Here is a 25054-nt window from a genome sequence, read left to right as displayed (position 1 = left end):
ACTGGCCGCCATGCGCGCAAGCCGGCTGGTCGCCCTGCTTCTGCTGCTGCAGAACCGGGGGCGGATGACGGCCCGTCAGCTGGCCGAGGAGCTGGAGGTCTCCGTCCGGACGGTCTACCGGGACGTCGAGGCCCTCGGCGCCGCCGGCATCCCGCTGTACGGCGCCGCAGGGCACGCGGGCGGCTACCGGCTGGTCGACGGCTACCGGACCCGGCTCACCGGACTGACCGCGGCCGAGGCGCAGGCCGCGTTCCTCGCCGCGCTCCCCGGCACCGCCGCCGACCTCGGCCTCGGCGAGGCGCTCGCCGCCGCCCAGCTCAAACTGCGGGCCGCGCTCCCGGCGGACCTGCGCGAGCACGCCGGGCGGATCCAGGAACGCTTCCTGCTGGACGCCCCCGGCTGGTACGGCGGCACCGACCGGACGCCCCACCTGGCCGCGGTCGCGGCCGCGGTGTGGGCACGGCGGGCGGTTCTCCTGCGCTACCGGCGCTGGCGCGCGCCGGAGGAGATCGAGCGGCGGGTGCAGCCGTACGGGCTCGTGCTCAAGGCCGGCCGCTGGTACCTGGTCGCCGGCGGGCCGTCCGGGATCCGCACCTACCGGGTCGACCAGATCCTCGGACTCGACTCCCTGGACGAGGAGTTCGCCGTCCCCGACGGGTTCGACCTGGCCGCGCACTGGCAGGACCACCTGGCGGGATTCCGGGCCCGGCTGCACACCTCGGAGGCGCTGGTACGGCTCACCCCGGAGGGAGCCCGCCGGCTCGGCGTGACACCCGCGGGCGACGGCTGGACGGAGACCCGGGTGCCCATCGAGTCGATCGACCACGCCCACGGGGAGTTCCTGCGGCTGGGCGCCGACATCGAGGTCCTCGCCCCGGCGGAACTGCGCGACCGCATCGCCGGGACGGTACGGACCCTGGCCGCCCGCTACGGGCGCTGACTCAGGAACTGGCCAGCGAGAGCTTCACGGCGAACCCGAGGAACAGCGCCCCGGCCGCCGAGGTAGCCCCCGCCGCCAGCCGCCTGCGCCGGCGGAACGCGTCCGCCAGCCGCGTCCCGCTGAAGATCAGCGCGCTCAGGTACAGGAAGCTCGCCACCTGCGCGAAGGCCCCGAGGACGACGAACGACACCGCCGGGTAGGCGTACCCGGGGTCCACGAACTGAACGAAGAAGGCCACGAAGAACAGGATCGCCTTGGGGTTGAACAGGCTCACCACCAGCGCCCGCCGGAACGGCCGCTCGTCGGTCCCGACGGCCTCGGCGGCCTCCGCGACGCCCCGCTCCCGGCGCGTCCGCCACATCCCCCACGCCGCCCGCAGCATCCCGAGGGCGAGCCAGCTCAGATATCCGGCACCGGCGTACTTCACGATCCCGAACAGCACGGCGTTGGCCTGGAGCAGCGAGGCGACCCCGGCCGCCGACAGCGTCATCAGCACGGTGTCCCCGCACCACACCCCGGCCGCGGCGGTGTAGCCCGCGCGCACCCCGCGCCGGGCGGCGACGGAGAGGACGTACAGGGAGTTGGGTCCCGGAAGCAGGACGATCAGGACGAGGCCCGCGAGATAGGTGGGAAGGTCGACGACTCCGAACATGAGGACGAGTGTCGCATAGGGGTTTCCCGGTCAGAACGCGTCGGCCGGGACGTACGTCCCCCACACCTCCCGCAGCGCGCCGCACACCTCCCCCACCGTGGCCCGGGCCCGCAGCGCCTCCTTCATCGGGTACAGGACGTTGTCCTCGCCGCCGGCCGCCTTCTTCAGCGCGGCCAGGGCGTTCTCGACCGCCGGGCCCGCGCGCCCGGCCCGCAGACGCGCGAGCCGCTCCGCCTGCCGGGCCTCGATGGCCGGGTCCACCCGGAGCGCCTCGTACGGCTCCTCCTCGTCGAGCCGGAAGCGGTTGACGCCCACGACCACCCGCTCGCCGGCGTCGGTCTCCCGCGCGATCCGGTAGGCGTTGCGCTCGATCTCGCCCTTCTGGAAGCCGTGCTCGATCGCCGCGACCGCGCCGCCGAGCTCCTCGACCCGGCGCATCAGCCCGACCGCGGCCGCCTCCACGTCGTCCGTCATGCTCTCGACGGCGTACGAGCCCGCGAAGGGGTCGACCGTCGCGGTCACGTCCGTCTCGTGGGCCAGCACCTGCTGGGTCCGCAGCGCCAGCCGCGCGCTCCTGTCCGAGGGCAGCGCGAGCGCCTCGTCGAAGGAGTTGGTGTGCAGGGACTGGGTGCCGCCCAGGACGGCGGCCAGGGCCTGGACGGCGACCCGCACCAGGTTCACCTCGGGCTGCTGGGCCGTCAGCTGGACCCCCGCGGTCTGGGTGTGGAAGCGCAGCATCAGCGACTTGGGGTCACGCGCCCCGAACTCCTCCCGCATCACCCGCGCCCAGATCCGGCGGGCGGCACGGAACTTGGCGACCTCCTCCAGGAGGGTCGTACGGGCCACGAAGAAGAAGGACAGCCGGGGGGCGAAATCGTCGACGTCCATGCCCGCCGCCACCGCCGTTCGGACGTACGCGATACCGTCCGCCAGGGTGAAAGCGATCTCCTGCGCCGGGGACGCGCCGGCCTCCGCCATGTGGTAGCCGGAGACCGAGATCGTGTTCCACCTCGGGAGCCCGTCCCGGCAGTACCGGAAGATGTCGGCGGTCAGCCGCAGGGAGGGCCGGGGCGGGAAGATGTACGTCCCGCGCGCGATGTACTCCTTCAGCACGTCGTTCTGGACCGTCCCCCTCAGCTGGTCCCCCGTGATGCCCTGCTCCTCCGCCACCAGCTGGTACAGCAGCAGGAGCGGCGCCGCCGGGGCGTTGATCGTCATCGATGTGGACACCTGGTCCAGCGGGATCCCGCCGAACAGCACCCGCATGTCGTCGAGGGAGTCGATGGCCACGCCCACCTTGCCGACCTCGCCGCGGGCGAGCGGGGCGTCGGAGTCGTGGCCCATCTGGGTGGGCAGGTCGAAGGCGACGGACAGTCCGGTCGTGCCGTGCGCGATGAGCTGCCGGTAGCGGGCGTTGGACTCGGCCGCCGTGCCGAAGCCCGCGTACTGGCGCATGGTCCAGGGGCGGCCGGTGTACATGGACGGGTGGACGCCCCGGGTGAAGGGGTAGCTCCCCGGTTCGCCCAGTTGCCCGGCCGGGTCCCAGCCGTCCAGGGCCGCGGGCCCGTACACCGGCTCGACGGGCAGTCCCGACTCCGACTCACGCACCATGCCCACCACCATGCCGCTCCGTTCGCCCGGCGTCATCCGGGGGGAACATCTCAGGCATGCGGATGCGGAGATCGATCATCGCCCTGGCCGGCACGGCGGCCCTGGCGGCCCTGTGCGGCTGTACCGTGCGGACCCCGGACGCCCAGGACGGCAGGGCGCGCCCGCCGGTCCGTGCCGGAGTCACCGGGACGGCCCCCGCCCCGGACCCGAGCGGCACGGCCCCGGACGACAAGCCGAGCGCGGCCCGGACCCCCGGTACGCCGTCGCCCGCCCCGGCGGTGCGGTGGAGGCGCGGCGACTCGGGGCGGGACGTGCGGGAGCTCCAGGCCCGGCTGCGGCAGCTGGCCTGGCTCTTCGAGGGGCCCACGGGACGGTACGACGCGACCACCGAGGAGGCGGTGAAGGGCTTCCAGGGCAAGCGCGGACTGCCGCGGACCGGGACGACGGACACCGTCACCTGGGACCGGCTGGTCGGGATGTCGCGTGAACCGGGGCAGTGGGAGCTGTATCTGATGGGCGGTCAGCCCGCCTCGGCGCCCGACTCCCGGTGTCTGACCGGGCGGGTGCTGTGCATCGACAAGACGAGCCGGACCCTGCGCTGGATGATCGACGGACGGACCGTGTCGACGATGTCCGTGCGGTTCGGCTCGCAGTACACGCCCACCCGCGAGGGGGTGTTCCAGGTCTACTGGAAGTCCCGCGACCACGTCTCGACGCTCTACCACACGCCGATGCCGTACGCGATGTTCTTCAGCGGCGGCCAGGCGGTGCACTACTCGGCCGACTTCGCGGCCCGCGGCTACGCGGGCGCCTCGCACGGCTGTGTGAACGTACGCGACGAGGCGGCGGTCTCGGCGCTCTTCGCACAGGTGCGCAGCGGCGACAAGGTCGTGGTGTCCTGGTGAGTTCGGGGCGCGGGCGGGACCGGGGGAACGTGTCCCGCCCGCGCCAGGTGCACGAGCCGTAGGTACGGGGGGAACCCCGGCTCTGTGCGAAGGCCGATGACCAGTCGGCTCACTTGTTACTGCGTCGCGGCTCCCGAAAACGTCACACCCGGCGCGAAAAAAATTCTGGGGATGATGACGTCGCAGGTCAGAGGGGGCGTGCGGGCGCCGAGAGGTCAATGGTGGCCGGTGCGGCCGGAGCCGCCGTTCCCGCCGTTGTCCCCGCCGCCGTAGCCGCCGTAGCCGCCGTTCTGGGCGCCGCCGTCGTCGTCCGAGCCGGTGCCGCCGGAGTGGTCGTCGTCCTGGCCGTACCCGGTGCCCGGACCGACGGACAGCCCGGCCGACGCTTCGTCGTGACCGCCGCGGCCGGTACCGCTGTCGTCGTCGCCCCAGGAGTTCCGCTGGTCCGAGTCGTCCTGGCCGTCGCCCGTGGTCCGGCCGGAGCCGTTCTCCAGGACGTGCGCGCAGTACGTCGTCACCCGGGACCGGCCGCCGGCCAGGCCCTCCAGGGTGCGGCGGCGCTGGGTGCCCAGCGTCCGGCCGGCCTCGATCTCGCGGCAGGCCGAGGTCACGCCCTTCGGCCAGCCGCTCCGGGCGCCCGGTGCGGCGGAGGAGCCGTCGGTGCCCTTCGCGCTCCCGGTGCTGTCGCGGTCGGTGCCGCCGTCCGGCGCCACCGCGTCCGGGACGCCGCCGGAGGTGTCCGGGGAGGGCGAGGCCGACGCGCGGTCGGGGCTCGCGGCGCTGGAGACGGAGGCTCCGGGTTCGGGACCGGCCCCGTCGAAGGGGCTCGGCAGCACCCCGGTGCCGGCGGCCACCGCGACCCCGCCGAGCATGCCGACGGCCACCGCGGCGGCCAGCCCGAGCCGGAGCGGGCGGCTCCAACGGCGGTGTGCCCGTTCGCCGTTGCGATCGGCGCCGGTGCGGCCGCCGATGCGGACCAGTCCGGCGTCGCCCGGGTAGGCCGACGGGTGTGACGTACGCGACTGCGGTGACGCGTGGGACCCGGCGGGGGACTCACGGGCCGCACGGGCCTCACTGAAGGCCTTCAGGGCGGCCGCCTCACCGGGGAGCTCCTCGTCGGCCCGCAGCGGTTCGGCGCCCAGCGCGGAGAGCGCGGCCAGCGTTCTGGCGAGGCGTTCGGCCTGGTCATGGGCTTCCGGGGCGACAGCGTTCTCGGGTGACTCACCGCGCAGCAGACGCTCCGCCGTCTCGCGGTCGAGCCACCTGTCCTGCTTGTCGGCCATCACATGTCCTTCTGCGTCCGCGCGCTCGCTTGCGTCACACTCGCGGACGTTACCGCGCGCGAACGCGGCCCTCGCTGCGGAGGCAGGGCGTCGAGCACCCCGGCGGTCTCCGGGTCGTCGCCGAGCATCTCGGCGAGCTTCTTCAGGCCGCGGTGCGCGGCGGTGCGGACGGCGCCGGGGCGTTTGCCGAGGGTCTCGGCGGCGGTCTTGGCGTCCAGGCCCATCACGACCCGCAGCACGACCGCCTCGGCCTGGTCCTGCGGGAGCCGGGCGATGAGATCGAGGGTGCGGCCGGTGGCGAGCGCCTCGATGGCCTCGCCCGCGGTGTCGCACTCGGCGGCCCGGCCGGTCAGCTCGGTCTCGTCGCCGCCGATCGCGGGGCGCCGGCCGCGCATCCGGATGTGGTCGAGCGCGCGGTTGCGGGCGATCCGGGCGGCCCAGCCGCGGAAGCGGTCCGCGTCACCGCCGAAGCGCTCCAGGTCACGGGCGATCTGCAGCCAGGCCTCGGAGGCCACGTCCTCGGCGTCGAGGTCGCCGACGAGTGTGCGCACGTATCCGAGGAGCCGCGGGTGCACCGCGCGGTACACCGCCCGGAAAGCGGTCTCGTCCCCGTTCTGTGCCGCAAGCACCGCGGCTGTCAGCTCCGCGTCGTCCCCCACGTCGTGGTTCCTCGGTCGGTCGATGGTCGCGGTCGAGACCGCTGGTCGTTGCGGTGGACCGCAGGTCGTTGCGGTGGTCTGCCGCTTGGCCGTCCGGCGCGAAAGGCACGTTACGACCTGAAAGCGTCGCCCGTCCATGTCCGTACAACATGCAACGAACTCGTGATCCCGTGGGGGACGGTCCCGGTCGGGCTCCGGGGTGTGACAGAAAACGCACTCCCGGCGCTGTAGGGAGTACGGGCCGCCGCGCGGTCCGTGCCGCGCGACGGCCGGGGTCTCTCCTGTGGGGGGTGGCGACCCCGGTCGTTGCCTCGGCCCTCTCACCGAGGGGCGGGCTACTGCTTCTTGGCGTTGCCCTTGGGGGTCTTCGCGGCCTTCTCCTGGCCCTTGCCGGTGGTGCCGTTGTTCCCGGCGCCGTTCCCGCTGCCGTTCTTCGCGGCCGCCGTCTGCGCCGCGCAGTACGCCTCGACGTTCTCCTCGCCGCCCGCCGCCGTCACCAGCCGCTGCCAGGCCGTGGAGTCCAGCGCCCTGCCCCGGTCCTCGACCTGCTCGTAGGCGCGGCAGTGGGCCGCGGTGTCCTTCGCGGTCACCGGGCGGTCCCGGTCGGCCGGGGCGGCCGGGGACGGGGTGAGCGAGGGCGCGGGCGGGCGGCTCTCGGTGGCGCTCGCGGACCGCTCCGGGCGCTTCGCCCCGGCAGAGTCGTCCCCGGCGGACCCGATCGCGGCGAACGCGACCCCGCCCAGGGCGAGGCTCGCGAGCGCGACGGAGAGCGTGGCCCGCAGCGAGCGGGCGGGGGACCGGCGGGTGCGGGGCCGCCAGTCGTCCCGGCGGCGGGTACGGGCCGTGTGCGCGCCCGCGTCCCGGGCGGCCCGGAAGGCGGCCACGGCCCGCAGCTCGCCCTCGCTGCCCGCGGGCGGGGCGACGGGGCCGCCCGCGACGCGCAGGACCTCGGCGAGCAGCGCCTCCAGTTCCTGGTCGACCGCGTCCGCCGCCGGGCCCGGCCCGGCCGGGTGCGGACGCCGACGGACCGGCTCCCCGCCGTTCAGCCGTTCACCCATGTCCGTTTCCGCCTCTGTCCCGTGCGTGCGTCTCCGCGTGCCTTTCGGCCTTGTCCGTTCATGTCGACTCCCCCAGCGTGCGGGGTCCGTCATCCGTCACACCTTCGCCGTTCGCGTCCGCGACGCCGAGCTGGCGGGCCAGGCGTTTCAGGCCGCGGTGGGCGGCCGTGCGGACCGCGCCGGGGCGCTTGCCGAGGACCCGTGCCGCGGTGGGGCCGTCCAGCCCCACGACGACCCGCAGCAGCACGGCCTCCGCCTGGTCCCGCGGCAGCCCCCGGACCAGTTCCAGCGCCCGCGCGGTGGAGAGCGACTCCAGCGCCTGGTCGTGCGTGGAGTGCGGACCGGGCAGGTCCATGACCACCTCGTGCTCCAGTACCGCCGCCCTCGGCCGCACCCGCAGCCGGCGCAGATGGTCCAGGGCCCGGTGCCGGGCGATGGTCGCCGTCCAGCCGCGGAACCCGGCGCCGTCGCCCTTGAACCGCCCGAGATCGCGGGCGATCTCCAGCCAGGCGTCGGAGGCCACGTCCTCGGCGTCGTCCCCGACGATCCCCCGCAGATAGCCGAGCAGGCCCGGCTGGACGATCCGGTACGCGACGGCGAACGCGGTCTCGTCGCCGTCCTGGGCCCGTGCCACGGCCGCGCCCAGCTCCCCGTCGTACGCCTGTGCGCGCCGGGGTTCCCCTCCCTGGCCCAAGACTGTCCTCGTTCGTACGGAATTCGCTGGGGGTGCACCCCCACGGTCTTCAGCGCCGGGTCGCACAGAAGTGTCACAGGGTGGGCCGTTCGCCCCGGTCAGGGGCGGGCCCTGCACCGCGTTCAGGCCGCCACCCGGCGCGCGCGGCCGTGCAGGGTGAGGTAGAAGGTCCGCAGGGACTCCTCGGGGGCACCCGTCTCGAAGCGGTTGACGACCTTGCCGAGCGGGTTCCAGACCCGGCCGTCGGGCATCCGCACCCCGACCGGCTGCCCGAACCAGCCGCGCTGCGGCTCGTCCAGGTCCACCCAGACCGCGCCCGCGCGGCGGACCAGCACCTCACCGACGTAGGCGCCCAGTCCCACGAGCGTGCCGTGGGCGCGCGCCCGGTCGGCGCCGCCCTTGCGCAGGCCGTCGGCCAGGAAGTCGACCAGGCGCAGGCTGGCCGGGGAGTAGTCCAGGGGCAGCCGGTGCCGTGTGCCGGCGCGCTCGACGAACGCGCCGGCGCACGCCCGCATGTCCGCCGCAGCGGTCCCGCGTTGCTCGTCCGTCCTGCTGCCCATGGGTCCCCGCCCCTTCGCTCGGCCCGCGGGGAACCGGCTCGGCTCCCCGCTGTCCCAGCGGACGGAGGCGCCGGAGCATCACAGCTCACGGACGTGTCGTCCGTCACGTCCGTCGCGTCCGTCACGTCCGCATGGCGTCCCGGCAGAGCAGCCGGAGCGATCCGTGGCCGCCGAAGCAGCGGCGCGCCTCGTCGACGGGGTCCCAGAGGCGGCCGTCGGGGGTGCGGATCCAGTGGTCGCCGCCGGCCGTCCACCACTCGGCGCCGGTGTGGCGGACGAGCACCTCACCGGCGTACGCGCCGAGGCCGCGCAGCACGTGCTCGACGGCCGGGTACGGGGTGTCCTCGGCGCGCAGGTCCTCGATGAACCGGTCGACGCGCCAGAGGCTCTGCGCGGAGTGGTCGAGGTACAGGCGGGCGCCCTCGCGCAGCGCGGACAGCGTGTCGGCCGCCCAGCGCACCGGCTTCGCGGCGGCCTGGGGCCGGGCGGGGAACGGGTGAGTCGTCCTGGTCATGTACGGGAGAGCGTGGCGCGGGCATGATCCGTCACGCGATTCCGGGCGCCTCCCCGGAACCGGCCCGGAACCCGCACAGGAGTGATGGTTCCGCGTCCCCCGCGCACTCCCTGTGCACTCCCCCGTGCCCCTTCGGGACGGGCGCGCAGCGCCCCGGCGGGTGGGGTCAGGTGCGGCCGCGGGCCCGGCGGGAGACCACCGCCCGGAGGATGCGGCGGCCCTCCGTGGAGACGTCCAGGGCGCGGCGCAGGCCGGCCGGGCCGTGGGTCGCGAGGAGTTCGAGGACGGTGATCTGGCGGCGCAGCTCGGCGGCGACCAGGGGCGGCATGCCCTCCGTACGGCCCGCGCGGCGGGAGTCGACCGAGTCGGCGTCCTCGGCCGGGTCGAGGAGGCGGTGTATCTGGAGCGAGGCGACGGAGCAGGCGTCGGCCCACACCCGTACCCCGGCGGGGGCCCGGCCCGCGGGGGCCGCGTCGAGCATCCGGCGGGCGAGCAGCGCCGCCTCGCCGCCGTTCTCGCCGGACTCCAGCTTGGCGCGTACCTGTTCGAGCCCGCTGTCCCAGTCGTCGTCCGCACCGGTCTCGGCGAGGCTCGCCCACAGCGGCCGCAGGATCCCGTCGTCCCCGCCGAGCAGCGGTACGCACCGGTCCAGACAAGCCAGCCCGCTGGCGGCCAGTCCGCGTTCGTCGGCCTGAGCGATCAGTTCCACCAGGCTCATCCACGTCTCCCTCGCCGGCGCGCCGCCCTCACGGAGCCCGCACTTTCCCTTACTGCGTGCGACGGAGGAAGACTGTCACAGAGTAGATTTTCAGCCAAGTGGTGATCGGCGGGCCGAAAAGCCCTGCCTCAGCCCAGCCGCCCCGCGAGGGTCCTGAACTGCGTCCAGGTGAGGGCCGGCCTGCGCGCGTCCCACAGCTTCTGCGAGGTGGCCCGCAACGGCATCCGGATCCCCGCCGCGACCTGGTCCTGGGTCTGGGAGTTCGCGAGGTCGCACCAGACGGCGAAGGCCCCGCCGAGGATCTGGGCGTCGTACGCCGAGGACACCGGGGTCGTCCCGCGCAGCACCCGCGGCGTCCACTGCTCGTAGATCCGCTGCCCCGTCGGATAGACGAAGGTCTGCGGCTCGCCGAGGACGTAGTACAGGTACTCGTCGTTGTAGTTGATCACCTTGCGCCCCGCGCCCAGGTACGCGGTCGGCACCCGCGCCCCGATCTCCTTGCCGGTCCAGTACGCGACCACCAGGTCGGAGGCCGGCTGCACGGCCGTGTTGCGGAAGAAGCCGTCGTTCCAGACCCACATGGTCCGCCGGTGGGCCCGGATCGTGTCGGCGCGGTCGTTGAGCCAGCCGGTCGTGAGGTCGGCGACGGTCGCGCCCGAGCCGTAGCGCTGCCGCGCGGCGGCGGCGAGCTGCGGGAAGGAGGCGGCCGGGTCCGACACGGTCAGCGCCTGGTACTCGTCGCCGCCGAGGTGCCACTGCCCGCCCGGGAAGAGGCCGGTGTACTCGTTCAGCAGCTCGTCGAGCAGCTTCGCGGAAGCCGCCTTGGAGATGTCGATCGCCCCGCGCCGCGCGACCCCGTTGACGTTGCGCAGCTGGAGTTCGGGGTGGGCGGCGAGGACGGCGCCCAGATGCCCCGGCGAGTCGATCTCGGGCACGACGGTGATGTGCCGGGACGCGGCGAGGTCGACGATCCGCTTCACCTGTGCCTTGGTCAGATGCTGCGCCGCGACGATCTCGGGATGGGTGTCGGACTCGATCCGGAAGGCCTGGTCGTCGGAGAAGTGCAGCTCGAACTGGTTGAACTTCAGGTCCCCCAGCTCCCGGACCCGGTCCTCGATCCAGCCCGGCGTGAAGTACTTGCGGGCGATGTCCAGCTGGAAGATCCGCTGCGGCTTGGCGGGCGCGTCCTTCACGACGCCCTCCGGAGCCGTACCGCCCTTGCGGACCTCCTGCTTGAGCGTGCGCGTCCCGTAGAACACCCCGGCGTCGGAGGGCCCGCTGACGGTGACGCGCCCACCGCGCACGGTCATCGAGTACGACTCCGCGCCGCCGCTCCCGCCGAGCGTCAGCCGCAGATCCCCGGACCGGCTGTCGCTCTTCTGCCCGGCGTACGCCATCCCCAGCTCACCGGCGATCAGCCGGCCCTCGTCGGCCAGCCGCGGGTCGGTCACGACCACCCGGTGCCCGGCGGCGGGCCGCCAGCCGGGCCCGCGCGCCGCCGTGAAGCCCCGGACGGCCGGGATCGTGCGCGGGGCGGTGGACAGCGGGTACGTACGGGTCGGAGTGGGGCTCGCGGACGGCGCGGCGGCGACGCCGGACCGTTCACCGCTGGAGGTACCCCCGGAGGTCCGCGCCGCCGCCGATGCGGTGGGCGTGCCGTCGTCCCCGCCGGAGGCCCACAGCCCCACCCCGACCCCGAGGGCGGCGACCAGCCCGCCGGCTATCAGGGCCCGCAGGGCGACCTGCTCCCTGGCCTTCTTCCGCGGCGCGCGACGCCGATGCCTGTGCCTGCTCATCCCGCCCACCGTACGTCTCCCGGGTGACGGGAGCGCGCCGACCGGGTCACCGAACGCGTCACCGAACGGTCACCGAGAGAGTCCACCAAGGGTTCCGAAACTCTCTCGTTCGAGTGAAATTCGGGCAAGCGACGGACACCGGATGACCACTCCCGATAACGTTGCAGCACACCTTTCACCGCATCCCCTGCCACATCACTCGTGACGCGAGGATCCACGCTGTCTGCGCACCGTCCCCACCTCACCGGCCGCCTTCCGATACCGGCGCAGACCCGGACACCCCCGGCCACCCTGGTGGACACCTTCAACGCCGTCCCGGCCGAAGAGGCCCTCGAATCCCTCCTCACCTGCCTGAACAGCCTCTGCTGGGCACGCAGGGTCGCGGACCACCGCCCCTACCCCACGGTCGACGCCCTCCTCGCCGCGTCCGACGAGGCGGCCTACGACCTCGCGCCCGCCGACCTCGCCGAAGCGCTCGCGGCGGAGTCCCTGCCCGCCCTCCCGGCCGACGCCTACGAGGCCGCCCACCTGGCCCTGGACGCGGCCCACGCGGCCTACGAAGCCCGGTTCGGCCACGTCTTCGTCATCTGCCTCGACGGCGTCCCCCCACGCGAAACCCTGGACGTGGTCCTGGAAAGCATCCGGTCACGATTGACAAACGATCCGGAGGACGAACGGGTGGTGGCAGCAGAAGAACTCCGCCGCCTGGCAAGGCAACGCCTACTGGAGGCGCTCAGGGGCGCGGGGCTGTGATCGATGTGCGGCTACCGCCGCGTGGGCGCGACCAGCCACAACGAACCCGCACCCGGCACGGAACAGCACAACCCCCCACAGACACCGCACGGCTCACCCATACGCGTGCCAGTTTGATCACACCGGTAGGCCCGCTGTAAGCCCAGCGCCGCGGCGTGGCTACGATGCTGGGGGCCGGTGGACCGTACCCGGCCGGGCCCGTCCGACAGCACAAGCCGGCAGGCCCCAATCCCCGCTCCCGGAGGGTTCTTCCGTGCCGGCTGGAACGCTGTACCGCGGCCGGGAAGGAATGTGGTCCTGGGTGGCTCACCGAGTCACCGGCGTCCTCATCTTCTTCTTCCTGTTCGTACACGTGCTGGACACCGCTCTCGTGCGTGTCTCCCCCGAGGACTACGACAAGGTCGTAGCCACGTACAAGACCCCGATCGTCGCCGTCCTCGAGTACGGCCTGGTCGCCGCCATCCTCTTCCACGCGCTCAACGGCCTGCGTGTCATCGCCGTCGACTTCTGGTCGAAGGGCCCGCGCTACCAGAAGCAGATGCTGTGGAGTGTCGTCGGCATCTGGGTCGTGCTGATGCTCGGGGCGATCTACCCCGTCCTCGGCCACGCCGCTCGTGAACTGTTCGGGAGCTGAGACCGATGGCCACCACTGAAACCACCGCGTCCGGGATCGGCCCCGTCGAGGGCCCCTCGATCTACAACGTCGACAACCCGGCGCCCCTCATCGAGGCCCCGCGCAAGCGCACCAAGAAGACCCCGCGCTCGACCCGCGGCAACTTCGAGATGGCCGCGTGGCTGTTCATGCGGCTGTCCGGCGTCGTGCTGGTCGTCCTGGTCATCGGCCACCTGCTGATCCAGCTCGTGCTGGACGGCGGCGTGTCGAAGATCGGCTTCGCGTTCGTGGCCGGCCGCTGGGCGTCCCCGTTCTGGCAGGTCTGGGACCTGCTGATGCTGTGGCTCGCGATGCTGCACGGCGCGAACGGCCTGCGCACGGTCATCAACGACTACGCGGAGCGCGCGAACACCCGGCTGTGGCTGAAGGGCCTGCTCTACACCGCCACGGTGTTCACCATCCTGCTGGGCACGCTGGTGATCTTCACCTTCGACCCGAACATCCGCTAGGCACGGGGTTACGAGACTCATGAAGATCCACAAGTACGACACCGTCATCGTCGGCGCGGGCGGCGCCGGCATGCGCGCCGCCATCGAGTCGACGAAGCGCAGCCGCACCGCCGTGCTCACCAAGCTCTACCCCACCCGCTCCCACACGGGCGCCGCGCAGGGCGGCATGGCCGCCGCGCTGGCCAACGTGGAGGAGGACAACTGGGAGTGGCACACCTTCGACACGGTCAAGGGCGGTGACTACCTGGTCGACCAGGACGCCGCCGAGATCCTGGCGAAGGAGGCCATCGACTCCGTCCTCGACCTGGAGAAGATGGGCCTGCCGTTCAACCGGACCCCGAACGGCACGATCGACCAGCGCCGCTTCGGCGGGCACAGCCGCAACCACGGCGAGGCCCCGGTCCGCCGCTCCTGCTACGCGGCCGACCGCACCGGTCACATGATCCTCCAGACGCTGTACCAGAACTGTGTGAAGGAGGGCGTGGAGTTCTTCAACGAGTTCTACGTCCTCGACCAGCTGATCACCGAAGAGGACGGCGTCAAGAAGTCCGCCGGTGTGGTCGCCTACGAGCTGGCGACCGGCGAGATCCACGTCTTCCAGGCGAAGGCCGTCATCTACGCCTCCGGCGGCTGCGGCAAGTTCTTCAAGGTGACGTCGAACGCGCACACGCTGACCGGTGACGGCCAGGCCGCGGTCTACCGGCGCGGGCTGCCGCTGGAGGACATGGAGTTCTTCCAGTTCCACCCGACCGGCATCTGGCGCATGGGCATCCTGCTGACGGAGGGCGCCCGCGGTGAGGGCGGCATCCTCCGCAACAAGGACGGCGAGCGCTTCATGGAGAAGTACGCGCCGGTCATGAAGGACCTCGCGTCCCGTGACGTCGTCTCCCGCTCGATCTACACCGAGATCCGCGAAGGCCGCGGCTGCGGCCCCGAGGGCGACCACGTCTACCTGGACCTGACGCACCTTCCCCCGGAGCAGCTGGACGCCAAGCTCCCGGACATCACCGAGTTCGCGCGGACGTACCTCGGTATCGAGCCGTACACGGACCCGATCCCGATCCAGCCCACCGCGCACTACGCCATGGGCGGCATCCCGACCAACGTCGAGGGTGAGGTCCTGTCGGACAACACCACCGTCGTGCCGGGCCTGTACGCGGCCGGCGAGGTCGCGTGCGTCTCCGTCCACGGCGCCAACCGCCTCGGCACGAACTCGCTGCTGGACATCAACGTCTTCGGCCGCCGGGCCGGCATCGCCGCGGCGGAGTACAGCCAGCGGACGGCGGGGTTCGTCGAGCTCCCGGAGAACCCGGCGCAGCTCGTCGTGGACCAGATCGAGAGCCTGCGCGCCTCCACCGGCACCGAGCGGGTGGCGACGCTGCGCAAGGAGCTCCAGGAGACCATGGACGCGAACGTCATGGTGTTCCGCACGGAGCAGACGATCAAGACGGCGGTCGAGAAGATCGCGGAGCTGCGCGAGCGCTACAAGAACGTCTCGATCCAGGACAAGGGCAAGCGTTTCAACACGGACCTCCTCGAGGCGATCGAGCTGGGCAACCTGCTCGACCTGGCCGAGGTCATGGCGGTGTCGGCCCTCGCCCGCAAGGAGTCCCGCGGCGGTCACTACCGCGAGGACTACCCCAACCGCGACGACGTCAACTTCATGCGGCACACCATGGCGTACCGCGAGGTCGGCGACGACGGCACGGATTCCATTCGTCTCGACTACAAGCCGGTCGTCCAGACCCGCTACCAGCCGATGGAGCGTAAGTACTGATGGCAACCCCTGTTCTGGACAAGGTCGAGGCGGAGGCCGCGGCGTCCCCCTACATCACGGTCACCTTCCGGATCCGCCGCTTCAACCCGGAGGTCTCGGCCGAGGCGGTCTGGGAAGACTTCCAGCTGGAGATCGACCCGAAGGAGCGCGTCCTCGACGGTCTCCACAAGATCAAGTGGGACCTGGACGGCACGCTGACGTTCCGCCGTTCCTGCGCCCACGGCATCTGCGGCTCGGACGCGATGCGGATCAACGGCAAGAACCGTCTCGCGTGCAAGACGCTGATCAAGGACATCAACCCCGAGAAGCCGATCACGGTCGAGGCCATCAAGGGCCTGACGGTGCTCAAGGACCTCGTGGTCGACATGGACCCGTTCTTCCAGGCGTACCGCGACGTCATGCCCTTCCTCATCACGAAGGACACGAACGAGCCGACCCGCGAGCGCTTCCAGACGGCGGAGGACCGCGAGCGCTTCGACGACACGACGAAGTGCATCCTCTGCGCGGCCTGCACGTCCTCGTGCCCGGTCTTCTGGAACGACGGCCAGTACTTCGGCCCGGCGGCCATCGTCAACGCGCACCGCTTCATCTTCGACTCGCGTGACGAGGCCGGCGAGCAGCGCCTGGAGATCCTGAACGACCGCGACGGCGTCTGGCGCTGCCGCACCACGTTCAACTGCACGGACGCCTGCCCGCGCGGTATCGAGGTCACCAAGGCGATCGCCGAGGTGAAGAAGGCGCTGATCACGCGCCGCTTCTGACCCGCGTTCCCGTACGTCCACGAGGGCCCCGTCTCCCGGTTCCAGCACCGGGGGCGGGGCCCTCGGGCGTTCAAACACCACGATCGGGTGAACGTGATCAAGAGGGACAACGCGGTGGCGTCCGGCCTACGATGATGCTCTCGACACCAGCCCACAGGAGGCGCCAGATGTCCTCAGCAGCTGTCGAGCGGCCCCGAGAGAACCGGCCGCTGATCGCCGAGGCGAACCTCATCATGGAGAGTCTTCCTGGCCGCCGCGTCGAGATCATCGGAGGCCAGATCCTCGTGAGCCCAGCACCGGACGGCCCGCACTCCGAAGCCCTGATGCTGTTCGCCGTTCCTTTCCTGCAACTCGGTCTGGTGCGCGCGCTTCCGGGCATCGGCCTCTGGCTGCCGACAGGACCGGAGGACTATGTGATCCCCGACCTGTCGGTGGTCGATGACGACTACCGCGACCACCGGGTCGAGAACAGTTGTTACGACCCGGCCTGCTTCCGGCTCGTCATGGAGGTGACCTCCAGCAACTGGAAAACCGACCTCCGGGCGAAGGTCACGTCCTACGCGAGGGCCGGGATCCCCGTCTACGTCATCATCGACCGTCGGCATCAGCGCCTCCACGTCCTCACCGACCCGGTCCGGGACAGCTACACGACCCACCACATCCACACCGCGGGCGAGTCGGTCACCTTGCCCGAATCGATCGGCGGCAAGGTCGTCCTGGACGTGAGCCGGCTGCTGGAGGCCGGACGCCCGGAGACAGAGGACTGACCCCCGTCACCAGGACGCGTACCACTCCGGATCCCCGCTGCCCAGGCGGCGGCGCAGATAGTCCTCCAGGTTGTTGGCCACCCAGCGGCGGCTGTCGCTCTCGTGCTCCCAGACGAAGACGTCCGGCCGCTCGGGCTTCACGACGAAGCCGAAGAGGTCGCCCCCCGCGCTCTCGCCGAAGAGCAGCAGCGGATCGAACGGCATGTAGAGCTCCCGGAAGTCGGCCGAACTCCTGAACTCCAGGTTCCGGTCCACGACCTCGCCGACGGAACAGATGATCCCGGTGCCGTACTTGTCCCGGGCCCCGTCCGCCGCACTCCAGAACTCCTTCAGCGCCGCGGGCAGCGGATGCCCCAGCACCACTTCCGCCACCCGCATCTGCTCCTCGCATCCGGGACCGTCGGCGAGGTCCACGTCCGACGACAGCGAGGAGATGAGCTCGGTCCACATACGGTGATCCTTCATGGTTCAGAAGACGCCCTGACCCGGGGTCAGGATTCCGTTCGGGTCGTACGTGTGCTTCGCCCGCTCGAAGGCGGGCCAGGCGGCACCGAAGTGGGTCCGCCAGTCGTCGCGGGTGAGCCGCATGCCGCCCACCGGGTACCGGGTGCCGCCGGCCGCGACGACGGTGTCGTAGGCGGCGCGGTTGGCCGCCAGGGCGCGGTCGACGGCGGCGGTGTCGTCCGGCGGGACGGTGCGCAGGAAGTCGAAGAGATGGAAGACGTCGTCGTCGGGGGTGCGCAGGAGCGGCGTCCTGAAGTGCTCACGGAGGAGAGGGTAGAAGAGGACCACGCCGCCGGGTCCCAGGGTGTCGGGGGTGAGCGCGTCCAGGAGCGGGGCGGCGAGGGCGGCGGCGGACCGGCCGGGGAACATCAGGTCGAGCCAGGGATGGGCGTACGCCCACAGGCCCGACTCCTTCAGCACGGCGACGAAGGGAGCGATGCGGTCCAGGAAGTCGTAGTAGGCGCGGTCGGTGCGGTTCACGGTCGCGGGGTCGTGGCGCAGGCCCCGCAGCAGGACCGTGTCGTCGGGCTCGGGCCCGACCGGTGGACCGTAGGCCACGGCTTCCAGGATGTACACGCGGAACGCGCCCTCGGCGTCCGCGGAGACCTGGCCCTCCACGTAGGCGAAGCGGCCCTCCCGCACCAGGAGGCGCTGGTCCTCCAGGAAGGTGTCCAGGTCGTCGTAGGTCAGCAGGTAGTGGCGTACGGTCGCGGGCGCGGGGACGAGCCGTACGGTCGCCTCGACGATGACCGCGCACTGCCCGAGGCCCGCCAGCACGGCGTGGAAGAGGTCGGGGCGGCGGGTGGGCGAGCAGCGGACCAGTTCGCCCGCGCCGGTGACGACCCGGAGCTGGGTGACGTTGTCGACCTGGGCGCCGTGCTGGTGGCCCTGGCCGCCGAGGCCGCCCACGGACAGGGTGCCGCCGACCGAGAGTTCGAGGTAGTCGGTGAGGACGGGCGGGGTGAGGCCGTGGGCGAGCGTGGCCCGGGCGACCGCGCTCCAGCGGGCGCCGCCGCCGACGGTGACCGTGGTGCTGCCGGAGTCCAGGGCGCCGATGTCCGCCAGGGTCGCGGTCTCGATGACCAGACCGCCCCGCGTCTGCGCCTGTCCGAAGGCGGCGTGTCCCTGGCCGCGCGGTGCGACGGGCAGCCGGTGGTCGTTGCAGAAGCGGATCATGGTGACGACGTCATGGACCGAGCCCGGGCGCAGGACGGCCGAGGGGCGGTGGTGCACGAGGTGGCCGAAGTCGTCGGCCGCGGCGGTGAGGGAGGCGTCGTCCGTGACGAGGGTGCCGTCCAGCCGGGGGATCCTGGCCAGTCCGGCCGGCGGGGCGCCCGTCCCCGGCGAGGTCGCGGCCCAGCTCCTGGCGGTGGGGTCGAAGCCGATGACGGTGGCTCCGGCGAGTGTGACCCCGTGTAAGACGGTGCGCCGTGACGGTGTGCGGGACATGCGGATGCCACCTCTCGAGCTGCGCGAACTCCTCAAATCCGCGCCAGCCTAGGACAGTTCACCGCCGGCGTGCGGGGATTTCGCGCCCCGGTCCACACCGGAGGGGGTACGGCGAGGGCCCCGCTCCTCGAAGGACTCGCAGGAGGGGGCCCTCGCCGTACGGGGCGCCTTGGGCTCAGCCGCGCAGGACGCGGCCCTGGCTGTCGGTGCGGTCGTTGCTCGTGAGGAACAGGATGCCGTCGATCAGGGCCCAGAAGCCCAGGCCGCCGCAGGTCAGGAGCTGGGCGATACCGACGCCGACCGAACCGACGTAGAAGCGTCCGATGCCGAGGGTGCCCAGGAAGAGCTGGAGGATACCGGCGACGATCTTCGACTTGTCGGAGTACGGGCGGCCGAGCGGGTCGACGCCGTAGGGGGCCTCGGGGGTGGGGACGGTCATGAGAACTGCTCCTGGGATGACTTCGGGTGACCGGGGCCTGCCGGCTCCGGACGGGGACTCCAGGAGGGATGCGACGTACTGCTCCTGCGCGTCGACAGACGTCGACGACCACGTCCGTTCACGGTGTCGACCGCGCCCGAACGTCCCCCTGGTTTTGTGAGAGTAAAGAGACCAGTGGGGCGAAAGGGAGTAGCGGGGACTGATCGTTCCTGTTCCGTGATCAAAATCCGCCAACTCCGCAATCTTTTCGGACGTCCGGCGGGCGAATGGTGAGCCAGGAGGGGTGAAACCGTGTCAGTCGCGCCTAGAAGACATTCCGGACGATCATCCAGGTCACCGCGACCCCGAGCACCGCGGCCACTCCACGGCCGCCGAGCGTCGGCCGCCAGCTCCGGCCGTGCAGGCCCTCCCAGGCCCAGCGGGCGAGCAGGGCGAGGGCGAAGGGCGAGGCGAGCAGCAGGACCCGGTTGTCCAGCCAGGCCTGCGTGAAGTGACCGTGCATCAGGTCGTAGACCATGCGGGTGCCGCCGCAGGCGGGGCAGAGCAGGCCGGTGACCAGCCGGAACGGGCACTGCGGGAGCAGATGGCCCGGCTGGTGGGGGTTGGTGCCGTAGAGATGGGCGGAGCCCGCCGCGCTGGCGGCCAGCACCACGAGGGGTGCCGCCGCGGGGTGGCGCAGCGCGGACGGGCGCTCCGCATCAGCCACGCAGGACCCGCCCGTTGCCGTCCGTGGTGTTGTTGCCCGTCAGGAGCATGATCCCGTCGACCAGCGCCCAGATGCCGAGGCCGCCGCAGGTGAACAGCTGGGCGAGGCCTATGCCGACGTGGCCGATGTAGAAGCGGCCCACGCCCAGCGTGCCCAGGGTCAGCTGGAGGACACCCGCGACGATCTTGGACTTGTCGGAGTAGGGCCGCCCGTAGGGGTCGTAGCCGTACGGGGCGTGGGGGTCGCCGGTGTAGGTGCCGGGCGGCACATAGCCGGGGGCGGGGTAGCCGGCCTGCGGCGGGTAGCCCGGCTGGGGCTGGCCCGGCTGCGGGTAGCCGTAGGGGCCGGGCTGACCGCCGGGCTGGGGCGCGCCGTACGGGCCGGGGGCGCCGGCGTTGGGGTAGCCGTACCCGGGCTGGGGCGGCTGATGGGGCTGCTGCGGCTGTTCGGACAAGGCGAGTTCTCCCCGTGGTCGGATGAGCGGAAAATCTGCGTGCAATGTGGGTGCACGTCATCTTGCAGCAGAAAACAGGACCCGGAGAAGCCGGGGGTGGTCAAGACGGGACACCTTCGAGCGGCGATCACCAATTCGCGAACATCGCCGACCTATTCTGACGGTATGTCAGATGACGAGTCCTACGAACTGCTCGGGTTCGACAACGTCCTGCTGCCCGTCGGCGACCTCGCCGAGGCCCTGCGGTTCTACGAGCGGGCCGGGTTCCCGGTGGCGTTCCGGTTCGACGAGGGCGGGATCGCGCTGCTGAAGGTCGGGGACGAGACACCCGGGATCCTGCTGCGGCAGGAGGAGGCCCTGGGGCACCGGCCGCCGCCCTGGGCGACCCCGCGTCTGTGGCTGGAGGTGCCGGACGCGCGCGTGGCGGCACGGCGGCTGGCCGACGCCGGGATCGCGCCGCTCGATCCGCCGTTCTCCGTGGCGACGGGCTGGACCGTCGAGGTCGCCGACCCCTGGGGGAACGTCCTCGGGTTCGCCGACTACACCAAGCGGCCGGAGCTGGGCCGGAGGCCGTGACGCAGGTCCCATCCGGCGCGTCTTGAACACGTTCAAAACTGAGCTACAGTCATCCCTGTCAGCGTTTTGAACGCGTTCAACAAGGGGGACGCCATGGATCGCACCGTCATCGCCTACGTCATCTACCTGGCCGTCAGCATCGGTCTGACCGTCTGGGTCGCCCGCACCCTCAGCCAGAACGGAAGGGTCTTCCTCTCCGACGTCCTCCAGGGCAACGAGAAGCTCGCCGACGCCGTCAACCACCTCCTCGTGGTCGGCTTCTACCTCGTCAACCTCGGCTTCGTCGCCCTCTACCTGAGCGGCGACGACACCATCGAGGACACCCGCGGCATCTTCGAGGCCCTGTCCACCAAGCTGGGCGTGGTGCTGCTGGTGCTCGGCGTGATGCACCTGGGCAACGTGTACGTGCTCAACCGGATCCGGCGCCGGGGGGTCATGGAGCGGGAGCAGCTCCCGCCGGTCGCCCCGCAGGGCTGGACCGCCCCGCAGGCGGGGGCGTGACGGCCGTGACCACCACGGCCACGGACGGCGACCGGGACACCACGGGGGTCCCGGTCCGCCGGCTCACCGTCCTCTACGACGCCGACTGCGCGCTGTGCGCCTTCGTCCGCGACTGGCTGGTCCGGCAGCCGCAGCTCGTCCCGCTGGAGCCGGTCGCGGCCGGATCCGCCGAGGCGGCCGCCCGCTTCCCAGGGCTCGACCACCGCGCCACCCTGGAGGAGATCACCGTCGTCGGTGACGGCGGCCAGGTATACCGGGGCGCCGCCGCCTGGATCGTCACCCTGTGGGCGCTGCGCGAGCACCGGCCGCTCGCCCACCGGCTGAGCACCCCCGCGGGCGCGAGGCTCGCCAAGGGCGCGGTGCTGGCCGCCGCCAAGTGGCGCGCGGCCTCGCGCAAGGAGGCGGGCTGGGGCGGCGGCGCGTACTACGGGGCCGACGGCTGGTCCTTCGACCCCCGGCACGGCTGGACCTACACCCCGCCCTCCTGTGCCGACGGTTCCTGCGCGACTGACTAGGCTCTCTGTCCGTGTCCGCCATGAACGAGTCCGCCGACGAGGGCCACGCCGAGCCCGCTCCCCCGGCCGAGCCCCGTGAGCCGTCCCCCGCGACCGGCTCGAAGTCCGAGCAGACCCGCGCGCTGATCCTGGAGACGGCCATGCGGCTGTTCCAGGAGCGCGGCTACGACAAGACGACGATGCGGGCCATCGCCCAGGAGGCCGGGGTCTCGGTAGGGAACGCCTACTACTACTTCGCCGGCAAGGAGTGGCTGATCCAGGGCTTCTACGACCGTCTCGCGGCCGAGCACCGCGAGGCGGTCCGCGAGCTGCTGGCGACGGAGACCTCCCTGGAGGCCCGGATGGCGGGCGTGCTGCGGGTCTGGCTGGACGTGGCGACGCCGTACCACGAGTTCGCGGTGCAGTTCTTCAAGAACGCCGCCGACCCGGACAGCCCGCTCAGTCCCTTCTCGGCCGAGTCGGAGCACGCGCGCGTGGAGGCGATCGCCGTCCACAAGGAGGTCCTCGCGGGCTCGAAGGCGAAGGTGCCCGAGGAGCTGCGCGAGGTGCTGCCCGAGCTGATGTGGCTCGCGCAGATGGGCCTCGTCATGTACTGGATCTACGACCGGACGGAGGGCCGCGAGCGCAGCTACGGGCTCGCGGAACGGGGCGCGCGCCTCACCGCGCGCGGTGTGGCGCTGGCCCGGTTCCGCGTCCTGCGGCCCCTCGTCCTGGAGATCCACGAACTCTTCACGGACTTCCTGCCCGGCATGACCAACGCCCTGCCGGACCCGCGGAAGAAGAAGCGCGGTTAGCCGCTAGTTGACCTCCGACATCTCCGCCAGTTCCACGTCGTGGACCAGCGGCTCGGTGCCGACGCTCACCTGACGGGCCTGGGTGGTGTACGACACCGCCGTCGTCGACAGCAGATAGGTGCCCGGCGCCGGGACGGAGAGGATGTAGGAGCCGTCGGCCAGGGACGTCACCTGGTCCAGCAGGCGGCCGCCCTTGGACAGCAGGGCCACCGCGGCGTTCTCCACCGGGTCGCCGGCCGGGTCGCGGACGAAGCCGTGGACCACCGACGCGGGACCGTCCGCCGAGCCGGCGGAGGGAATGACGTCCTCCTCCTTCGGCTCGACCGCGAGATGCGGCAGCCGCTTCTCCAGCCAGGCCGGCAGCCACCAGTTGGAGGCGCCCAGCAGATGCATCGCGGCCGGCACCAGCGCCGTACGGAGGATGAACGCGTCCAGGGCGACGGCCGCCGCGAGGCCCACACCGGCCATGGCCGCGCCCGCGTCCCCGCTGAGGACGAACGCGAGGAACACACAGACCATGATCAGGGCGGCGGAGTTGATGACCCGGCTGGTCTCGGCGAGGCCGACGCGCACCGCGCGCGCGTTGTCGCGTGTGTGCACCCACTCCTCGTGCATGCGGCTGACCAGGAACACCTGGTAGTCCATGGAGAGGCCGAAGAGCAGGGACAGCATGATGACGGGCAGGAAGGCGTTGATCGGGCCCTCCTTGCCGAGGCCGAGCAGCTCCAGGCCCCAGCCCCACTGGAAGACGGCGACCAGGACACCGAACGAGGCGGCGGCCGCGATCAGGTTCATCACGGCGGCGGTCAGCGGCACCACCAGGGAGCGGAAGGCGATCAGCAGGAGCAGGAAGCCCAGGCCGATGATCGTCGCGACGAAGAGGGGCAGCCGGTCGCCGGTGACCGTCGCGAAGTCCTTGGAGACCGCCGTGACCCCGCCGACGTGCGCCTTCACCCCCGCCGCCGGGATGACGTCGTCCCGCAGCCGGTCGATGAGGCTGTCCGTCTCCCGCGACTGGGGCGAGGTGGTGGGGACGACCTGGATGACGGTGACGCCCTGCGCGGGCGGCAGCGCGGCCGCCTGGGCCACGCCCGGCGCGTCCTCGATGCCCCGGACGAGCGCGGTCGTGTCGGTGCCCTCCACGACGACCTGGAGCGGGCCGTTGAAGCCCGGCCCGAAGCCCTCGGCGAGCAGGTCGTAGGCCTTGCGGGTGGTGGTGGAGGCGTCGTCGTTGCCCTGGTCGGTTGCGCCCAGGTGCAGGGACAGCACGGGCAGGGCGAGGACGGCCATGACGACCAGCGCGAGCACGGCGACGGTCCGGGGGCGGCGCTGCACCTCCGTCGACCAGCGGACCGCCGGACCGCTCGTCCGCTCCTCCTCCGGGCCCTCGGCCGCCAGGCGCCTGCGCTGCTTGCGGCTGAGCACCCGCGTGCCGAGGAAGCCCAGCAGGGCGGGCAGCAGGGTGGTGGCGGCGAGGACGCTGAGGACGACCGTCAGCGAGGTGCCGACGACCACGCCGTCCAGGAAGCGCAGGTTCGTCACCAGCATGCCGGCCAGGGCGATACAGACCGTGCCGCCCGCGAACAGCACCGCGCGGCCGGAGGTGTTGAGGGCGGTGACCGCCGAGTCCTCCGGTGCCACACCGCGCAGGATGCCCTTGCGGTGGCGGGTGACGATGAACAGGGCGTAGTCGATGCCGACGCCCAGGCCGATCAGGGAGGACAGCAGCGGCGCCAGGTCGGGGATGTCGGTGACATGGCTGAGCAGCTGGGTCGAGAACAGTCCGGTGCCCACGCCGAAGACCGCCACGGCGAGCGGCAGCAGCATCGCGAAGAGCGAGCCGAAGGCGAGGAACAGCACGATCGCGGCGGCGACCAGACCGACCATCTCGGCGAGGCCGGTGGGCGGTTCCTGGACGCGCTGGATGGCCTGGCCGCCGATTTCGACCTCCAGGCCGGCGCGCCCGGCGTCCCGCGCGGTGTCGACGACGTCCTGGACGAGTTCCTTGGGCACGGCGTTCGCCTGGTCGGCGAAGGTGATCTGGGCGTACGCGATGCGCCCGTCCCGGCTGATCTGCCCCGCGCCCTGCTCGCCGGCGTAGGGGCTGGTGACCCCGCCGACGCCCTTCATGTCCGCGATCCTCTCCAGCGCGGGCTGGATCAGGGAGCGTACGTCCTGGTCGCGGACGCTGCCCTCGTCGACCTTCCAGACGACGGTGTCGGTGTCGCCCGCGCGCGCGGGGAACGCCTTCTCCATCAGGTCGTACGCCTTCTTGGAGTCCGTGTCGGGGAGGGAGAACACGTTCGCGTAGTCCGTGCCCGCCGTCGAGGCCGAGAACCCCAGCCCGAACAACGCCCCCACCCAGAGCAACAGGACCACCAGCCGATGCCGGTAGCACCAGCGTGCCAATGCCGCCACGATGCGCAACTCCTCACTCACAGTCGACGGGTCCCCCGGGCCCTGGACCCAAGGATCGGGGGCGTCGCGCACACGGGGACATCGCAGGGCCATGACTCTCAAGGAACTCCAAAGGGGGAACCGGCCCG

The 25054-nt window shown here is 72.0% G+C and carries 28 protein-coding genes; 12 read left to right on the top strand and 16 right to left on the bottom strand.

Annotated elements, in window-relative coordinates:
• Positions 1-10 precede the first annotated feature (10 nt).
• Positions 11-940, top strand: a complete 930-nt coding sequence (locus tag ABZ490_RS31715; protein WP_358997571.1) for a WYL domain-containing protein — start codon at positions 11-13, stop codon at positions 938-940.
• A gap of 1 nt (position 941) precedes the next feature.
• Here ABZ490_RS31715 and leuE read toward each other — a convergent pair whose 3' ends face one another.
• The gene (gene leuE / locus ABZ490_RS31710) at positions 942-1592 is read right to left on the bottom strand and encodes a leucine efflux protein LeuE (protein WP_358997569.1); all 651 of its coding nucleotides are present in this window, start codon (positions 1590-1592) and stop codon (positions 942-944) included.
• A gap of 30 nt (positions 1593-1622) precedes the next feature.
• Positions 1623-3203, bottom strand: coding sequence for a methylmalonyl-CoA mutase family protein (locus ABZ490_RS31705; RefSeq protein ID WP_358997565.1), 1581 nt, complete (start codon positions 3201-3203; stop codon positions 1623-1625).
• Between the two features lie 62 nt (positions 3204-3265).
• Between ABZ490_RS31705 and ABZ490_RS31700 the strand changes: the two genes are divergently transcribed.
• Positions 3266-4108, top strand: coding sequence for a L,D-transpeptidase family protein (locus ABZ490_RS31700; protein WP_358997771.1), 843 nt, complete (start codon positions 3266-3268; stop codon positions 4106-4108).
• 215 nt (positions 4109-4323) lie between these two features.
• On the opposite strand, the gene ABZ490_RS31695 is transcribed toward ABZ490_RS31700, so the two are convergent.
• From ABZ490_RS31695 to ABZ490_RS31660, 8 genes are all read right to left on the bottom strand, one after another.
• Positions 4324-5391, bottom strand: a complete 1068-nt coding sequence (locus tag ABZ490_RS31695) for a hypothetical protein (protein ID WP_358997563.1) — start codon at positions 5389-5391, stop codon at positions 4324-4326.
• Positions 5391-6050: an RNA polymerase sigma factor gene (locus tag ABZ490_RS31690; RefSeq protein ID WP_358997560.1), complete on the bottom strand. Its 660-nt coding sequence runs from the start codon at positions 6048-6050 to the stop codon at positions 5391-5393. The genes ABZ490_RS31695 and ABZ490_RS31690 overlap by 1 nt, the downstream gene beginning before the upstream one ends.
• A gap of 335 nt (positions 6051-6385) precedes the next feature.
• Complete coding sequence (locus ABZ490_RS31685; RefSeq protein ID WP_358997557.1) at positions 6386-7108, bottom strand: hypothetical protein; 723 nt, start codon at positions 7106-7108, stop codon at positions 6386-6388.
• A gap of 58 nt (positions 7109-7166) precedes the next feature.
• On the bottom strand, positions 7167-7802 hold the full coding sequence (locus ABZ490_RS31680) for an RNA polymerase sigma factor (RefSeq protein ID WP_358997554.1): 636 nt from the start codon (positions 7800-7802) through the stop codon (positions 7167-7169).
• A gap of 122 nt (positions 7803-7924) precedes the next feature.
• Positions 7925-8317, bottom strand: a complete 393-nt coding sequence (locus ABZ490_RS31675; protein ID WP_358997768.1) for a hypothetical protein — start codon at positions 8315-8317, stop codon at positions 7925-7927.
• 166 nt (positions 8318-8483) lie between these two features.
• Positions 8484-8876: a hypothetical protein gene (locus ABZ490_RS31670; RefSeq protein WP_358997551.1), complete on the bottom strand. Its 393-nt coding sequence runs from the start codon at positions 8874-8876 to the stop codon at positions 8484-8486.
• Between the two features lie 166 nt (positions 8877-9042).
• Positions 9043-9594: a hypothetical protein gene (locus tag ABZ490_RS31665; protein ID WP_358997548.1), complete on the bottom strand. Its 552-nt coding sequence runs from the start codon at positions 9592-9594 to the stop codon at positions 9043-9045.
• Between the two features lie 128 nt (positions 9595-9722).
• A complete protein-coding gene (locus tag ABZ490_RS31660; RefSeq protein ID WP_358997545.1) occupies positions 9723-11390 on the bottom strand; it encodes a glycoside hydrolase family 20 protein in 1668 nt (555 codons plus the stop codon).
• 201 nt (positions 11391-11591) lie between these two features.
• On the opposite strand from ABZ490_RS31660, the gene ABZ490_RS31655 reads away from it, so the two are divergent.
• The 6 genes from ABZ490_RS31655 (at position 11592) to ABZ490_RS31630 (ending at position 16570) form a co-directional block, all read left to right on the top strand.
• On the top strand, positions 11592-12143 hold the full coding sequence (locus ABZ490_RS31655; protein ID WP_358997542.1) for a 2-oxo-4-hydroxy-4-carboxy-5-ureidoimidazoline decarboxylase: 552 nt from the start codon (positions 11592-11594) through the stop codon (positions 12141-12143).
• 253 nt (positions 12144-12396) lie between these two features.
• A complete protein-coding gene (gene sdhC / locus ABZ490_RS31650) occupies positions 12397-12777 on the top strand; it encodes a succinate dehydrogenase, cytochrome b556 subunit (protein ID WP_079061657.1) in 381 nt (126 codons plus the stop codon).
• Positions 12778-12782: 5 nt separating this feature from the next.
• Positions 12783-13265: a succinate dehydrogenase hydrophobic membrane anchor subunit gene (locus ABZ490_RS31645; protein WP_055632033.1), complete on the top strand. Its 483-nt coding sequence runs from the start codon at positions 12783-12785 to the stop codon at positions 13263-13265.
• A gap of 19 nt (positions 13266-13284) precedes the next feature.
• Entirely contained in the window at positions 13285-15042 is a 1758-nt protein-coding gene (gene sdhA / locus ABZ490_RS31640) for a succinate dehydrogenase flavoprotein subunit (protein WP_358997538.1), read from the top strand.
• A complete protein-coding gene (locus tag ABZ490_RS31635) occupies positions 15042-15803 on the top strand; it encodes a succinate dehydrogenase iron-sulfur subunit (RefSeq protein ID WP_358997535.1) in 762 nt (253 codons plus the stop codon). Before sdhA ends, ABZ490_RS31635 begins: the two co-directional genes overlap by 1 nt.
• A 167-nt stretch (positions 15804-15970) precedes the next feature.
• The gene (locus ABZ490_RS31630; protein WP_358997532.1) at positions 15971-16570 is read left to right on the top strand and encodes a Uma2 family endonuclease; all 600 of its coding nucleotides are present in this window, start codon (positions 15971-15973) and stop codon (positions 16568-16570) included.
• Between the two features lie 6 nt (positions 16571-16576).
• Here the strand turns inward: ABZ490_RS31630 and ABZ490_RS31625 are convergent, their stop codons facing one another.
• The 5 genes from ABZ490_RS31625 to ABZ490_RS31605 form a co-directional block, all read right to left on the bottom strand.
• A complete protein-coding gene (locus ABZ490_RS31625; protein WP_358997529.1) occupies positions 16577-17020 on the bottom strand; it encodes an SMI1/KNR4 family protein in 444 nt (147 codons plus the stop codon).
• Positions 17021-17038: 18 nt separating this feature from the next.
• Positions 17039-18523, bottom strand: coding sequence for an FAD-binding protein (locus ABZ490_RS31620; RefSeq protein WP_358997526.1), 1485 nt, complete (start codon positions 18521-18523; stop codon positions 17039-17041).
• Between the two features lie 175 nt (positions 18524-18698).
• Positions 18699-18962, bottom strand: a complete 264-nt coding sequence (locus tag ABZ490_RS31615; protein WP_055632039.1) for a TM2 domain-containing protein — start codon at positions 18960-18962, stop codon at positions 18699-18701.
• A gap of 304 nt (positions 18963-19266) precedes the next feature.
• Complete coding sequence (locus ABZ490_RS31610; protein WP_358997522.1) at positions 19267-19668, bottom strand: DUF2752 domain-containing protein; 402 nt, start codon at positions 19666-19668, stop codon at positions 19267-19269.
• Entirely contained in the window at positions 19661-20122 is a 462-nt protein-coding gene (locus ABZ490_RS31605; protein ID WP_358997519.1) for a TM2 domain-containing protein, read from the bottom strand. Before ABZ490_RS31605 ends, ABZ490_RS31610 begins: the two co-directional genes overlap by 8 nt.
• A 165-nt stretch (positions 20123-20287) precedes the next feature.
• On the opposite strand from ABZ490_RS31605, the gene ABZ490_RS31600 reads away from it, so the two are divergent.
• The 4 genes from ABZ490_RS31600 (at position 20288) to ABZ490_RS31585 (ending at position 22508) form a co-directional block, all read left to right on the top strand.
• The gene (locus ABZ490_RS31600; protein ID WP_358997516.1) at positions 20288-20698 is read left to right on the top strand and encodes a VOC family protein; all 411 of its coding nucleotides are present in this window, start codon (positions 20288-20290) and stop codon (positions 20696-20698) included.
• Positions 20699-20791: 93 nt separating this feature from the next.
• Complete coding sequence (locus ABZ490_RS31595) at positions 20792-21199, top strand: hypothetical protein (protein ID WP_358997513.1); 408 nt, start codon at positions 20792-20794, stop codon at positions 21197-21199.
• A complete protein-coding gene (locus ABZ490_RS31590; protein ID WP_358997511.1) occupies positions 21196-21714 on the top strand; it encodes a DCC1-like thiol-disulfide oxidoreductase family protein in 519 nt (172 codons plus the stop codon). Before ABZ490_RS31595 ends, ABZ490_RS31590 begins: the two co-directional genes overlap by 4 nt.
• 20 nt (positions 21715-21734) lie before the next feature.
• Positions 21735-22508, top strand: a complete 774-nt coding sequence (locus tag ABZ490_RS31585) for a TetR family transcriptional regulator (protein WP_358997765.1) — start codon at positions 21735-21737, stop codon at positions 22506-22508.
• Positions 22509-22511: 3 nt separating this feature from the next.
• Here the strand turns inward: ABZ490_RS31585 and ABZ490_RS31580 are convergent, their stop codons facing one another.
• On the bottom strand, positions 22512-24917 hold the full coding sequence (locus ABZ490_RS31580) for an MMPL family transporter (protein ID WP_358997762.1): 2406 nt from the start codon (positions 24915-24917) through the stop codon (positions 22512-22514).
• Positions 24918-25054 lie beyond the last annotated feature (137 nt).

It is taken from the genome of Streptomyces sp. NPDC005811 (genome assembly GCF_040630405.1).
In the GTDB taxonomy this organism is placed as follows: domain Bacteria; phylum Actinomycetota; class Actinomycetes; order Streptomycetales; family Streptomycetaceae; genus Streptomyces.
The sequence above is the reverse complement of the archived record's forward strand: the minus strand, read 5'-3'. Positions and strand labels throughout refer to the sequence as shown.

Coding starts and splice junctions, on each gene's coding strand:
- ABZ490_RS31600 (WP_358997516.1), top strand. CDS start 20,288: ATGTCAGATGACGAGTCCTACGAACTGCTCGGGTTCGACAACGTCCTG.
- ABZ490_RS31620 (WP_358997526.1), bottom strand. CDS start 18,523: ATGTCCCGCACACCGTCACGGCGCACCGTCTTACACGGGGTCACACTC.
- ABZ490_RS31615 (WP_055632039.1), bottom strand. CDS start 18,962: ATGACCGTCCCCACCCCCGAGGCCCCCTACGGCGTCGACCCGCTCGGC.
- ABZ490_RS31700 (WP_358997771.1), top strand. CDS start 3,266: ATGCGGAGATCGATCATCGCCCTGGCCGGCACGGCGGCCCTGGCGGCC.
- sdhA (WP_358997538.1), top strand. CDS start 13,285: ATGAAGATCCACAAGTACGACACCGTCATCGTCGGCGCGGGCGGCGCC.
- ABZ490_RS31595 (WP_358997513.1), top strand. CDS start 20,792: ATGGATCGCACCGTCATCGCCTACGTCATCTACCTGGCCGTCAGCATC.
- ABZ490_RS31715 (WP_358997571.1), top strand. CDS start 11: ATGCGCGCAAGCCGGCTGGTCGCCCTGCTTCTGCTGCTGCAGAACCGG.
- ABZ490_RS31705 (WP_358997565.1), bottom strand. CDS start 3,203: ATGGTGCGTGAGTCGGAGTCGGGACTGCCCGTCGAGCCGGTGTACGGG.
- ABZ490_RS31665 (WP_358997548.1), bottom strand. CDS start 9,594: ATGAGCCTGGTGGAACTGATCGCTCAGGCCGACGAACGCGGACTGGCC.
- ABZ490_RS31670 (WP_358997551.1), bottom strand. CDS start 8,876: ATGACCAGGACGACTCACCCGTTCCCCGCCCGGCCCCAGGCCGCCGCG.
- ABZ490_RS31645 (WP_055632033.1), top strand. CDS start 12,783: ATGGCCACCACTGAAACCACCGCGTCCGGGATCGGCCCCGTCGAGGGC.
- ABZ490_RS31635 (WP_358997535.1), top strand. CDS start 15,042: ATGGCAACCCCTGTTCTGGACAAGGTCGAGGCGGAGGCCGCGGCGTCC.
- ABZ490_RS31685 (WP_358997557.1), bottom strand. CDS start 7,108: ATGGGTGAACGGCTGAACGGCGGGGAGCCGGTCCGTCGGCGTCCGCAC.
- ABZ490_RS31630 (WP_358997532.1), top strand. CDS start 15,971: ATGTCCTCAGCAGCTGTCGAGCGGCCCCGAGAGAACCGGCCGCTGATC.
- ABZ490_RS31675 (WP_358997768.1), bottom strand. CDS start 8,317: ATGCGGGCGTGCGCCGGCGCGTTCGTCGAGCGCGCCGGCACACGGCAC.
- ABZ490_RS31625 (WP_358997529.1), bottom strand. CDS start 17,020: ATGTGGACCGAGCTCATCTCCTCGCTGTCGTCGGACGTGGACCTCGCC.
- ABZ490_RS31695 (WP_358997563.1), bottom strand. CDS start 5,391: ATGGCCGACAAGCAGGACAGGTGGCTCGACCGCGAGACGGCGGAGCGT.
- ABZ490_RS31660 (WP_358997545.1), bottom strand. CDS start 11,390: ATGAGCAGGCACAGGCATCGGCGTCGCGCGCCGCGGAAGAAGGCCAGG.
- ABZ490_RS31585 (WP_358997765.1), top strand. CDS start 21,735: ATGAACGAGTCCGCCGACGAGGGCCACGCCGAGCCCGCTCCCCCGGCC.
- leuE (WP_358997569.1), bottom strand. CDS start 1,592: ATGTTCGGAGTCGTCGACCTTCCCACCTATCTCGCGGGCCTCGTCCTG.